A 12,596-nucleotide genomic window follows, 5' to 3' on the forward strand; every position below is an offset into this window, starting at 1 on the left:
TCGACTAGAATACCGTTAGAGTATCCTGGTCATAAAGGGTCAAGTATAGACACATGAGTAAAAGGAAACTGTCATAGTGAGCCGCCCCCTGAGCCACTTTTTTGCCTATGTCTCACGCCTGCGCTGGATCAGGCGCTGGGGGTTGATGCGTAATGCCATCGAGGAGAATGTGGCCACCCATTCCTGGGAGGTAGCGACCCTGGCCCATGCCCTGGCGCTGATTCGTAACCGGCATTTTGGCGGTTCGGTGAACGCCGACCGGATTGCGGCGGCGGCCCTCTATCACGATGCCACCGAGGTTATAACCGGGGATATGCCAACGCCGGTCAAATATCACTCGCGGGTCATGCGAGCGGCTTTCGGGGACATCGAGCACAAGGCAGAGGCGGAACTGCTGGCGCTATTGCCAGACGACCTGAGGGAGGACTTCGCCCCCTATGTGAGGGAATCCCGCTTGTCGGCAGAGGAGCAGGAGTTGATCAAGGCTGCGGACCGGCTGTCGGCCTGGCTAAAATGTCAGGCGGAGATTCGCACCGGTAACAAGGAATTTGAACCAGCCGCCGAGCAAATCGCCAGACGGCTGGAGCAGGACGGCTTGCCAGAGGTTGCCTATTTCATGGAGGTGTTTGCTCCCGGTTACCAGCAACCCCTGGATAACCTGCTGGAGTAATCCCCGGTCAGGAAGCGGCGCCCGAGGAGGCAACCATCCCGCCCCTCAGGCCATCACGCTGGACCGACTGGCGCACCAGGTCTTCCGGGCTGCCCGCCAGCTCACGGAACATGCCCATGGAGCCCAGCAGTGCGGACGATTCGTAAGGCACGAATACCCGTTCGCCATCCTTGGCCATGTTCGGCAACACCTTGATGTAGCTCTGACCCAGCAGGTAGCCAATGACCGTCTGCTTGTTCTCTTCCGTTTCGCCCATGGCGCTGAGCACCAGACGAATGGACTCCTGCTCACCCTGGGCACGCAGGATAGCCGATTCCTTGTCGCCCTGGGCGTTGAGAATGGCGGATTCCCGCTGGCCCTGGGCCATGGCTATGGCGGCAGCTTTCTCACCTTCCGCTTCGGTCACCGTGGCACGGCGCTTCCGCTCAGCGGCCATCTGCAAACGCATGGCTTCTTCCACTTCCTCGGGCATGCTGATGTCCTGAACTTCCACCCGGGTCAGCTTGACCCCCCACTTGGAGGCCGGCTCTTCCATTTCCGCTTGGATGGCATTATTGACCTCGCTGCGGGACTCGAACAGCTTGTCCAGTTCCATCTTGCCCACCACTGAACGCAGGGTCGTCTTCGCCAGCACTTCCACCGCCTGGCTCATATTGGCCACTTCATACACGGCGCGACGGGGATCGATGATCTGGTAATACAGGGCACCATTGATCTTGACCGTTACATTGTCGGTGGTGACCACCGGCTGGCCGGGAAAGTCCATCACCGTTTCGCGCCGGTCGATGCGAGTCTCATCGCTGGTAACCGGGTGATAGTCATCCCCCATGCGCATGTAGCGAATCATGGTGATCGGCCGGGGGCGTTCGATAAACGGGATGATGATGTTGACACCACTTTCCAGTACCCGGTTGAAGGAGCCCAGGCGCTCGATCACCATGACCTCGGACTGGCGCACAATCACCAGACCCTTGGCGATAATCGCGATGCCGATGACAACCAGAACCAGGCTGATGATCAGTCCGGGGGACAGAAAGGCTTCCATACTCGTTACTCCGTGTGATTGACGCTGTGGACAACGGCGGTGGTGCCGTCGAATCGTTCAAAAATGACTTCCGTGCCTTCCGGCAATTCCGTGAACCCGGTATCGCTGGTACGGATCCGGTAGAAATCGCCGTTGACCTTGATGCCGATGGCGCCGTCGAAATCCCGACGTTCACAATGGTAGCGGCGGCCATGTTCGACGCCGGTGCCGGTGGTGCCATAGGCGACGCCTTTCGGGGAAAACCGGGGGCGAAGCCAGAGAATGGCGACAGGAACAAGGATGCCTGAAAACACCCCCATACCCACCAGCTGCCACTCGAAAGACACGCCGACGAACGCCAGCAATGCCGTCAGCGCCGCCGCGACACCCAGGGCCAGAAGCACAAGGACGCCGGAGGCCAGCTCTGCCAGGCTCAGAATCAGGGCCAGGATCAGCCAGAAATGCGTGAGACTCCATTCCATACAGGTAATATCCGTCAGTGGTTGGTTTGGAAAGTCGCGATGGATTGTAGCATGGCTCTCACGGTTGGCCTGAGTGCCCGCGACCGGGGACCTCTTATGCCATGGTCAGGAACCGGACACCTGTTAGAGTAATTACTTTAAAACAATGAAGAGGCCCCGGCCATGAAAGATCTGAAGAACAAAGTTGCGGTTGTTACCGGTGCAGGTTCCGGCATTGGTCGCGCGCTCGCCAAGTCACTGGCTGCCCGTGGTTGTCGCCTTGCCCTGTCGGACGTGAATGAAACCGGTCTGGCGGAAACCGCGAAGGAGCTGGGTGGCGCCGACGTCAAAACCTACAGGCTGGATGTGTCCAGCCGTGACGCCATTTACGCCCATGCTGAAGAAGTCGCCAAGGATTTTGGTCAGGTGAACCTGGTAATCAACAACGCCGGTGTGGCCCTGTCTGCCACCGTCCGTGAAATGACCGATGATGATTTCAAATGGGTGATGGACATCGATTTCTGGGGCGTTGCCCACGGAACCCGCGCCTTCCTGCCTCATCTGATCGCGTCCGGTGACGGCCATGTGGTCAACGTATCCAGCGTGTTCGGCCTGATTGGGGTGCCCAAGCAAAGCGCCTACAATGCCGCCAAATTTGCCGTGCGAGGCTTTACCGAAGCCCTGCGTCAGGAGATGAAGCTGGAGAACCAGCCGGTGGCCGTCAGCTGTGTCCATCCCGGTGGCATCCGGACCAACATTGCCAACGCCGCCCGTATGGGTAAATCGGAAAATGCCGATGCCCAGCGCAAGGGTTTTGACAAGCTGGCCATGACCACGCCCGACAAGGCTGCCGAGATTATTGTGAAAGGTATTCTCAAGGATGAATCCCGCATTCTGGTGGGACCGGATGCCTGGGGCATCGATGCCATCAACCGCCTGTTGGGGTCTGCTTACCAGCCGCTGGTGGCGAGATTCTCCCGCAAAAATCTGTATGTCTGAGGCATGATGTAGCGTGTAGCAGGTTGCGACTGGATCGCAATCTGCTGTACATTTTACATACAGAGTTTTCCTCCTATACTTGCTGTTCATCTAGGGAAAGAGTCAGCATGAATACGCCTCATCACTCCGATCTGGGGGCTACACTGGAACTGAGCCGCTCGGGTCTTCGCGACAATCATCGCCGCTCATTAATGCGGTTGTTGTTTCTGATAACCGGTTCGTCACTGGTTATTTTTGCCTGCCTGCAGTTACTGAACGGTTTCTGGTGGGTCGCAACAATCGAATTGCTTGCCAGTGCCCTGCTGTTTTTTGGCATGGCCCGCCTGCGCACGTCCCCCCATCTGCAGCAATGGATTTATGGGTATCTGGTGACCCTGTTTTCCTTCTTCCTGGTGATCATGCTGTTACCGGAAGCGTCGGTGTCGGCGTTTGTCTGGGTGCTGATGATGCCGGTGCTGGCGTACCTGCTGTTGGGAAAGCATGAGGGCCTGATTCTGAGTGTGCCGTTCATGATCGTGGGCTGTGTCATCTATTTTGTTCACCTGGGGGCCATTGGCAGTCCCCATGTGATGATTGACCTGCTCAATATGGTCCTTTGTGGCACCCTGATGCTGACGTTCGTGCATATGTATGAGATTCGCCGGGAAGAAGCAGAGCAGCGGCTGGTCACCATGGCGCAGACCGACGCCCTCACCGGCCTGGCGAATCGCAACAGTTTCCAGCATAAGCTGAACCGCACCATTGCCGAGTGCGAACGCAGTGGCACCGGCTTCGCCCTGGTAATTATGGATATCGATCATTTCAAGGTGGTGAACGACAGCATGGGGCATGACGCCGGGGACCATGTATTGCGGAATATTGGTCATTGCCTGATGGAGCGTTTGCGGGTGACGGATTCCGTTGGTCGTCTCGGCGGCGAGGAATTCGGTTTGATCCTGAGGGACGTCAGACCGGCTGATGCCTTTGAGCTGATGGATGAACTGCGTCAGCGTATTGCTGACAGTGAGCTCGTCTATGGTGAGGCCAGGATCCGCGTCACCGCGTCTTTTGGTATTGCCCAGTGGCCAGATCATGGCCGTCAACCGGAAGCCCTGTTTCGCGTGGCCGACCGTTGTCTGTACAGTGGTAAGCGGGCTGGCCGCAACCGTGTGGCACGGGCAGGCCCGACCAGCTTGTATGGTGAAGTACTGGCGGGCTGACAGAGGAAGCTATGTGTGAATTGCTGGCCATGAGTGCCAATACCCCGACCGACCTGTGTTTCAGTTTTACCGGCCTGACCCGCCGGGGCGGGCAGACTGGTCCCCACAAGGACGGCTGGGGCGTCGCGTTCTATGAGGGTAAGGGCGTGAGAGCCTTTCATGAGTCGGGTGCCAGTGCCAGCTCCCGTATTGCCGAAGTGGTCCAGACACATCCGATCAAGAGCGAGGTGGCCATCTGCCACATCCGCCAGGCCAATGTTGGTGAGATCTGTCTGGCCAACACCCACCCTTTTATCCGGGAGTTGTGGGGGCGTTACTGGGTGTTTGCCCATAACGGCCAATTATCTTCGTTCCACTCGCCGCCGGGCTTCTACGAGCCAGTGGGCACGACAGACAGCGAAGCCATGTTCTGCGATATCCTCAACGATCTTCGCCAGCACTGTGACCGTGAGACCCCGGTTGACGAAGTGGTGGATCGTCTTGTGGCGTTATCCCGGAACTATGCCAGTGAGGGCGTGTTCAACCTGTTGTTGAGCAATGGCGACTGGCTGTTTACCTACTGCACCACCAAAATGGCGAGCATTACCCGCCGTGCGCCGTTTGGTCCGGCGCGATTGAAAGATGCCGATGTCACTGTGGACTTCGAGTCGGAAACCACGCCCGACGACATTGTCAGTGTCATCGTGACCGAGCCGCTGACGACGGACGAAAAATGGGATATTTACCAGCCTGGTGAATGGCGGTTGTGGCAAAGAGGGGAAGTTATTCGGTCGGGTTACGCGCTCGCATAACCCGACCCTGACGCCGCATGACCGACCGCAGTGGTTATTGAAGAGTGCGGCGGTTACCGTTCTGGTACTGGGGGGCGATATGCTCGCTGATCTGCTCCTTGAAGCTGGCGATCAGTTCGCTGTTGTCATGGTCCCAGGGGTGGAAGCCGGGCTTGAAGTATTCCAGCCAGGTGGGAATCAGGCTGGAGAATGTGCCGTTCTTGCCCCACATGCGCCACAGTCCCTTGGCGGTGTCCTTCAGTGAGAAGTGCTTGGGATCGTTCAGCATCATCCGCGTAGTGAAATAGCTTGCCATCACGCCCAGCATCGCGGTGCTGAAGGCCAGGTAGAAGGAGCGTTCTGCATAGGTGCCGCCTACCTGCTGGAACACGTCGTAGGTCACAGCCTTGTGCTCGGTCTCTTCAATGGCGTGCCACATCCACAGGGGGCGCATGGTTTCGTGCATGTCCTCACGAACGTCACTGCGTTCCAGCAGCATGTCCGCCATCATCGCGGTCAGGTGCTCAAGTCCGCAGGTAATGGCCAGCTGATGCCGTTTGGGCAGTTTCTTGGCAATGCCGAGAACCACTTCCAGGTGCTTTTCCAGCTCTTCCACGGGCATGCCCTGATCCCGCACGTGCTGGTTCATGGCGTCGTGCTCCAGGGAGTGCATGGCTTCCTGACCGATAAAGCCGCGCATCTCCGCTTTCAGCTTGGGATCGTCGATCTGGTCGCGGTAGTAACGCACGGAATCCACGAAGAACTGCTCACCCTGGGGGAACAGCACAGACAGTGCGTTCATGGTGTGGCTCAGGATGTAGCTGTTGTCGAGCCAGTAACGGGGGACCTTTTCACCAAACTCGAAGCCCATACGCTGGGGCTTGATGGAAACGTTATCCGGTGTGTTGGAAACCGGCGCCCTGGACTCTGCAGTTTTTGTTCTCAGCATGTTCATACTCCTCTGCGACTGAACGCTTTGGCTGATGTCATGGCTGCAGTTTGGGTAAGTCAACGACAACTGTGAATGCGTGAAGAGGACGGCCATCGTTCAGGTTGGGACAGAGGGGGCGGTTTAAATTGACTATGATGACAGTATCACAGGTGCTTCCAGCCCCAGTGCCGTGGTCGCTGGCTTCTGTTAGCATCAGGATAACTTCCCCAAAACACCCATAAGGACAACCTATGGCGAACACCAGCCCGGACAAAGAACGGCAAATGCTGGGGTTTTTCCTGGTGCCTGGCGTGTATATGCGAGTCATGGCTGAAACTGTGCGACAGCTCGGCTACAACGACCGGTCGTTGTACGAGGGGCTAAGCTTTTCAGCGGAAGACCTGAAGGCGAATGACAGCCGGGTGTTCGTGACCGACGCCATTCTGATGACTGAGCGGGCACTGAACCTGGCGGGCAAGGATGGCCTGAGCTTCATGCTGGCGCGGGAACTCAGGCTGACCATTCATGGCACCCTGGGATTTGCTGCACTGACCAGCCCGACGTTTGCCGATGCCCTGGATTCGGTGCGCCGTTATCTGCAGCTTCGTGCGCCATTTCTCAGCATGAGCCAGTCCGAGGCGGGTGAGAATGTGTTGGTCCAGCTTCGTACCGAATTCGATGTGCCGGGGCTGTACCCGTTCCTGGCGGAAACCGTGAGTGCCACCCTGATTATGCTGACCGAGCAGTTGCTGGACCGCGAGGACGCTGAAAAGCGCGGTTTTGCGCTGACTGACGGCAAGTTGCCAGGGGTCACCGTACACCTGAGCAAGCCCGAGCCGGATTATTACGCCCGCTTTGCGCATCAGTTGCCGGTACGTTTCGAATACGGCAAGCCTGAAGAAATGATGGTGTTCCCGAAGGCTCTGCTGAATGTGCGCATGCGGCTGGCGGACGCGGATGCTTCCCGCATGGCCCGGGAGCAGTGCGAATTCGAGTTGCAGAAGGCGTTGAAGGACCAGGGAGACATCACCCTGGCGATTCGCAATATGCTGCGGATGACGCCGGGTCCATTGCCTTCCCTGGAAGCCATGGCGGAGCGCTTCTGCGTGTCGTCGCGGACACTCAAACGCCGTCTGGCGGAGAAGGATACGACCTATCGCGAGATTCTGGAGTCGGTGCTGAAGGACCGGGCGATTCAGTTGCTGCGGTACACTAACCAGTCGGTCAGCGAGATTGCCTACGAGTTGGGTTATGCGGACCTGTCCAATTTCAGCCGGGCCTTCCGCAAGTGGACCGGGAAGTCGGCCAGCGAATTCCGCGAAGACGGGCCGGATCCGGCGCCTGAGCTGGGGCCCTGAGGTTTCCGAAACAAACCACCACTAATCCAGGAATCACCATGTCACCCGAAAAAGACACACACAGCAAACTCTTCGGTTACCTCCTCTGGATCTTCGGCTTTCTAGGATCCCACCGCTTCTACTACGGCAAACCGATTACCGGCACCATCTGGTTCTTCACCCTCGGCTTGCTGTTTATCGGCTGGATCATTGATCTGTTCCTGATTCCGGCGATGGACCGGGAGGCGGATCTGAAATTTCGGGAAGGCGAGGTCAGCTACAACATTGGCTGGCTTCTGCTGACCTTTACCGGCGTGTTCGGCCTGCACCGGATGTACATGGGCAAGTGGATTACCGGGATTATCTACCTGCTGACCGGTGGCCTGTTTCTGGTTGGCGTGCTCTACGACTTCTGGACACTGAACGGTCAGATTTCAGAGCGAAACCAGCAAGTTAAATTCAGCTGATCTCCTGAGGAAAGCCTCTCCGGAGTCTGACGAGACCTTCTGCTGCCTTCTTCCAAAACCGTAGAGGGCCAGGGATGGCCCGACCCGAGCCCACAGGGATGTGCTTGTAGGCGTGTTTTGGAAGAAGGCAGCAGAAGGTCTCAGCCACCCAAACTCAGTTCCCCGCAGCCACTTCCAGTTCCCTCAATCCCTCTTCCAGGTAATCCAGCATCCGCTGCAGGCTCGGCAGCGTGCGGCGGCAGCCGATCAGGCCGAATTCGATCTGGTCGCGGTAGCTGGTCAGGGTCATGTTCAGGGCCAACCGGTCCATGGCGATGGATACCGGGTACATGCCTTCCATTCGGGCGCCGTTCCAGTAGCAGTCTTCCGAAGGCCCCGGCACGTTGGAAATCACCACATTGAAGGTCTGCCACTTCGGTGCCATACCGGTGAGCAGGTTGAACGCCGCCGGCGCGAGCGTCAGGGCGGTGTAGTTCAGGATCTCCTCTGAGGACATCGTCGAGTAGCGATCCTTGGCCATTTTGACATCGTGATGGATGTGCATCAGCCGGTCCGCGGGGTCGCTCAGATGGGTGCCCAGCGAGGCGAGGATGATACCGACCTGGTTGCCCTCCTCGCTGTCGTCCCGGCGCAGGGAGACCGGCACCATGGCGATCAGCGGCTGCTCCGGGAGTTCATCCTGGTTCATCAGGTAGGTGCGCAGGGCGCTGGCGCACATGGCCATGACCACATCGTTCACCGTCACTCCATAAGCCTGGCCGACCGCGCGAATGCGTTTCAGGCAGTAGGACTGGGCCGCAAAGCGGCGGGAGCCGGTGATCTTCCGGTTGAACAGGCTGCGGGGGGCGTGAAATACGGAGTCGTACGCCGGGTCCTTGCGGGCCTGGTTGACGGTTTTCAGCAGTTCCCGGGCGACCGTGGGTACAGTGCCCAGCTGTTTGCCGGACTCACCGATCAGTTGCCCGATGCTGCGCCATAATGACATCCCTCCAGCGTCTGACGAATGTCTGGCTCTGGGAGGCAGTGCCCAGATAGGGGGCATGTCGCGCTGTTCCGGGTCCGGGGAAAGCATGCGCTGGGCCATGCGCATGGCCGATACGCCGTCCACCAGGGAATGGTGAACCTTGGTATACACCGCAAACTGGCGCTCCCTCAGGCCCTCAATCAGGTAGAATTCCCACAGCGGCCGCTCCCGGTCCATCAGATGGGAGTGCTCCGCCGACACAAATGACAACAACTCGCGAATGCGGCCCGGTGTCGGCAATGCTTCAAACCGGAAGTGATGCTCCAGATCCAGCTGATCATCCTTCACCCACACGGGTTGAGTGAATTTGCTGTCCAGGCGGCGGTCAAAGGGCGAAGTGACCGTGGTGTGTTCACGGAGCTGGTCCGCCAGTTGTGCCACATAGTCCTCGGGCGCATTCTCCGGGAAGGAAAACAGTTGGAGTCCCCCAACGTGCATGGGCTGCTGGCGCTTTTCCAGCCAGAGAAACATCTGGTCGGCAGGGCTGAGTGGCTTCACGGGGCCATCCTTGTTGTTGGATTTTCCGTGATCTTACCCTAGCCGTGTCGGGAGGGAATTGACCCCTGGTAAACCCCGGTCAGGAAACATGGCAACCAACTCCCGTCAACCGTTTGCTCAGGCAGCGACGGTTTCTGATTGGAGCACCGGTACTTCCAGTCGGATCTGGTCGCCGTCCAGCAGCACCGGGTAGGTTTTGACGGTCACCGTTTCATCTTCCAGGCACTGGCCGGTGATCAGGCTGAAGTGTTGTTTGTATAACGGGGACGCCACGACCGGTTCACCCTGGATGTCACCGGTGATACCCCGGGCCAGAACGTTCGAGCCGCTGAACGGATCGGTGTGGCTGATGGCAAACAGCGCCGGCAGCCGGTGGGGCAGGTAGAACACCGCCACAGGGCCATCTTCGGTCCAGACCGCAACACCGGATTCCGGCACCAGATCTTCCACCTTACAAACTACATCCCAGCTAGTGCGAGCTTTCATAATCAGTCTCCAAAGTAATCCCTAGATATATCTGTACAGTCACGTGAGTGAGGGGTATGGGGGTGTTTTTCTGTCAGGAAAAAGGTGTCTGAGCGAAGCGAGTTCTTTTTCCAGAAGAAAAACACCCCCGTGCCCCTCGCTCCACCCGCATTGCTAGCGGGCTAAGCAGACTCCACCCCAAAACCAGCAGGCTACGCAGACTCAGACTCCAAAACAGGCCGGCGCTGATCCCGCTCGGTAGTCCACTGCTGCACCGGGTCCTTCTTCTCCGGCGCGTTGACGAACTCGCGGAAGCGCTTGCGTTTTTCCGGATCTTCCACCGCCGTTTTCCATTCGCACTGGTAAGTACCCACAATGCTTTCCATGTGCTCTTCCAGCTCCTTGCCAAGACCCAGACTGTCTTCCAGTACCACCTCTTTCAGGTAGTCCAGACCACCTTCCAGATTCTCCATCCACACACTGGTGCGCTGCAGGCGATCCGCGGTACGGACATAGAACATCAGCACCCGGTCAATGGTGCGGACCAGTTCCTCGTCGGAGAGGTCGGTGGCAAACAGGTCGGCGTGGCGCGGGCGCATGCCGCCATTGCCGCAGACATACAGGTTCCAGCCGTTCTCGGTAGCGATCACGCCGATGTCCTTGCTCTGGGCTTCGGCGCATTCTCGGGTGCAGCCGGACACCGCCATCTTGATCTTGTGGGGCGAACGCAAGCCCTTGTAGCGCTCCTCCAGATAGATCGCCATACCCACACTGTCCTGTACGCCATAGCGGCACCAGGTGCTGCCGACGCAGGATTTCACCGTACGCAGGGACTTACCGTAGGCATGGCCGGTTTCGAAGCCGGCGGCAATGAGTTTTTCCCAGATTTCCGGCAGTTCACTCAGGGTGGCACCGAACAGGTCCACCCGCTGACCACCGGTGATCTTGGTGTACAGGTTGTACTCCTTGGCCACCTCGCCCAGCACAATCAGCTTGTCCGGGGTGATTTCACCACCGGGTACACGGGGCACGATGGAATAGGTGCCGTTCTTCTGCATGTTGGCCATAAAGGTGTCGTTGGTGTCCTGCAACGGCACGTGGTCGGTGGCCAGGATGTGCTCGTTCCAGCAAGTCGCAAGAATGGAGGCGACGGCCGGCTTGCAGATGTCGCAGCCATGACCGTGGCCGTGCTCGCGGATCAGGGTCTGGAAGGTACGGATACCATTGACCTTCACCAGGTGGAACAGCTCCTGGCGGCTGTATGGGAAGTGTTCACAGATGTCCTTGCTCACTTCCACGCCGCGTTTTTCCAGTTCGCTGTCCACGACATTCTTCAGTAGCGCGGCACAGCCGCCGCAGCCGGTACTGGCCTTGGTTTCGCTTTTAACGCTTCCGAGGTCGCTGCAACCGGCATCAATCGCGCCGCAAATATCGCCCTTGGTGACGTTGTGGCAGGAGCAGATGGAAGCGGTTTCCGGCAGGGCATCGGGGCCCAGGGCCGGCGCGCCGCCCTCGCTTTCCGGCAGGATCAGGGATTCCGGATTGTCCGGCAGGGTGATGCCATTGAGAGCATATTGCAACAGAGTGTCGTAGGGACCGTTATCGCCCACCAGAATGGCCCCGAGCAGGGTCTTGCCATCCTCGCTGACCACCATACGGCGGTAGTGCCCGGCCTGCTCGTCGTTGAAGCGGATGTTGCGGGCGCCCGGGGTCTGGCCGTGGGCATCGCCAATGGAACCCACGTCCACGCCCAGCAATTTGAGCTTGGTGCTCATGTCAGCGCCGGTAAAGGCAGCTTCACTGTCACCGTTGAGTGCGGCTGCCAGGGTGCGGGCCATGGTGTAGCCCGGGGCCACCAGACCAAAGATTTTGCCGCCCCACAAGGCGCATTCGCCAATGGCGTGAATGTGCGGATCGGAGGTGGTGCACTGATCGTTGATGACGATGCCGCCACGCTCGCCGATCTCCAGGCCACTGGAGCGGGCCAGCGCGTCCTGGGGGCGGATGCCGGCGGAGAACACGATCAGGTCGGTTTCCAGGTGGCTGTCATCGCTGAAGTTCATCCGCAGGCGGCAGTCTTCGCCTTCGACGATCTCGGTGGTGGCCTTCTCGGTATGAACCTGAACACCCAGTTCCTCAATCTTGTGCCTGAGCAGGGCGCCGCCATCGCTGTCGAGCTGTACCGGCATCAGACGCGGGGCGAATTCCACCACGTGGGCTTCCAGACCCAGGCTCTTGAGGGCATTGGCCGCTTCCAACCCCAGCAAGCCACCGCCGACCACTACACCGGTTTTAACGCCTTTGGCGCTGGCGCGGATACTGTCGAGGTCTTCCAGGGTGCGGTACACCAGGCAATGCGGGTGCTCGTTCCCCTTGATCGGCGGTACGAACGGGTAGGAACCGGTGGCCAGTACCAGTTCGTCATAACCGTAGGTGCCCTCGGACGTGGTCACGGTCTTCTGGTCCCGGTCGATGGCGGTGACCTGTTCGTTGAGATGCAGGTCGATGTTGTTCTCTGCGTACCAGTCGGCGGTACCCATAGCGAGGTCAGCATGAGTAGAGCCGCCGAAATACTCGGACAGGTGCACGCGGTCGTAGGCCAGCAGCTTTTCCTCGCCGAACACCTTGATATCGAAGCGGTCAGCGGCAGCCGAACTGGTCAATTGCTCCAGAAAATGGTGACCCACCATGCCGTTGCCGATCACGATCAGGGTTTGTTTGCTCATGGTATTTCCTCTCTCTTTCACCGAC

General features: G+C 58.7%; 12 protein-coding genes. 6 read left to right on the forward strand and 6 right to left on the reverse strand.

From position 1 onward, the window contains the following. Positions 1-76: 76 nt before the first annotated feature. A complete protein-coding gene (yfbR, locus tag EHN06_RS01105) occupies positions 77-670 on the forward strand; it encodes a 5'-deoxynucleotidase (RefSeq protein ID WP_127329390.1) in 594 nt (197 codons plus the stop codon). Positions 671-677: 7 nt separating this feature from the next. Here the strand turns inward: yfbR and EHN06_RS01110 are convergent, their stop codons facing one another. Together EHN06_RS01110 and EHN06_RS01115 are read right to left on the reverse strand one after the other, a co-directional pair. After that, positions 678-1,715 (reverse strand): SPFH domain-containing protein, encoded by a 1,038-nt coding sequence (locus EHN06_RS01110; protein WP_127329392.1) that lies wholly within the window; start codon positions 1,713-1,715, stop codon positions 678-680. 5 nt (positions 1,716-1,720) lie between these two features. Continuing rightward, a complete protein-coding gene (locus EHN06_RS01115; protein ID WP_127329394.1) occupies positions 1,721-2,176 on the reverse strand; it encodes an NfeD family protein in 456 nt (151 codons plus the stop codon). Positions 2,177-2,338: 162 nt separating this feature from the next. Between EHN06_RS01115 and EHN06_RS01120 the strand changes: the two genes are divergently transcribed. The 3 genes from EHN06_RS01120 to EHN06_RS01130 all read left to right on the forward strand — a co-directional run bounded on the left by EHN06_RS01120 (position 2,339) and on the right by EHN06_RS01130 (position 5,144). Beyond that, the gene (locus EHN06_RS01120) at positions 2,339-3,154 is read left to right on the forward strand and encodes an SDR family NAD(P)-dependent oxidoreductase (RefSeq protein WP_127329396.1); all 816 of its coding nucleotides are present in this window, start codon (positions 2,339-2,341) and stop codon (positions 3,152-3,154) included. Positions 3,155-3,261: 107 nt separating this feature from the next. Continuing rightward, positions 3,262-4,353 carry a GGDEF domain-containing protein gene (locus EHN06_RS01125; RefSeq protein ID WP_127329398.1) on the forward strand — a complete coding sequence of 364 codons (1,092 nt, stop codon included), beginning with the start codon at positions 3,262-3,264 and terminating at the stop codon, positions 4,351-4,353. A gap of 11 nt (positions 4,354-4,364) precedes the next feature. Next, complete coding sequence (locus tag EHN06_RS01130; RefSeq protein WP_127329400.1) at positions 4,365-5,144, forward strand: class II glutamine amidotransferase; 780 nt, start codon at positions 4,365-4,367, stop codon at positions 5,142-5,144. Positions 5,145-5,178: 34 nt separating this feature from the next. Here EHN06_RS01130 and EHN06_RS01135 read toward each other — a convergent pair whose 3' ends face one another. Further along, on the reverse strand, positions 5,179-6,072 hold the full coding sequence (locus EHN06_RS01135) for a metal-dependent hydrolase (protein ID WP_127329402.1): 894 nt from the start codon (positions 6,070-6,072) through the stop codon (positions 5,179-5,181). Positions 6,073-6,305: 233 nt separating this feature from the next. Between EHN06_RS01135 and EHN06_RS01140 the strand changes: the two genes are divergently transcribed. Together EHN06_RS01140 and EHN06_RS01145 are read left to right on the forward strand one after the other, a co-directional pair. After that, positions 6,306-7,412: a helix-turn-helix domain-containing protein gene (locus EHN06_RS01140; RefSeq protein ID WP_127329404.1), complete on the forward strand. Its 1,107-nt coding sequence runs from the start codon at positions 6,306-6,308 to the stop codon at positions 7,410-7,412. 38 nt (positions 7,413-7,450) lie between these two features. Next, positions 7,451-7,858, forward strand: a complete 408-nt coding sequence (locus tag EHN06_RS01145; RefSeq protein ID WP_127329406.1) for an NINE protein — start codon at positions 7,451-7,453, stop codon at positions 7,856-7,858. Positions 7,859-8,012: 154 nt separating this feature from the next. On the opposite strand, the gene EHN06_RS01150 is transcribed toward EHN06_RS01145, so the two are convergent. The 3 genes from EHN06_RS01150 to nirB all read right to left on the reverse strand — a co-directional run bounded on the left by EHN06_RS01150 (position 8,013) and on the right by nirB (position 12,592). Next, positions 8,013-9,380 carry a WS/DGAT/MGAT family O-acyltransferase gene (locus EHN06_RS01150; RefSeq protein WP_127329408.1) on the reverse strand — a complete coding sequence of 456 codons (1,368 nt, stop codon included), beginning with the start codon at positions 9,378-9,380 and terminating at the stop codon, positions 8,013-8,015. Positions 9,381-9,497: 117 nt separating this feature from the next. Then, complete coding sequence (gene nirD / locus EHN06_RS01155; protein WP_127329410.1) at positions 9,498-9,866, reverse strand: nitrite reductase small subunit NirD; 369 nt, start codon at positions 9,864-9,866, stop codon at positions 9,498-9,500. A 191-nt stretch (positions 9,867-10,057) separates the two neighbouring features. Next, positions 10,058-12,592 (reverse strand): nitrite reductase large subunit NirB, encoded by a 2,535-nt coding sequence (gene nirB, locus EHN06_RS01160; protein ID WP_416332534.1) that lies wholly within the window; start codon positions 12,590-12,592, stop codon positions 10,058-10,060. Positions 12,593-12,596 lie beyond the last annotated feature (4 nt).

It is taken from the genome of Marinobacter sp. NP-4(2019) (assembly GCF_003994855.1).
Classification (GTDB): domain Bacteria; phylum Pseudomonadota; class Gammaproteobacteria; order Pseudomonadales; family Oleiphilaceae; genus Marinobacter.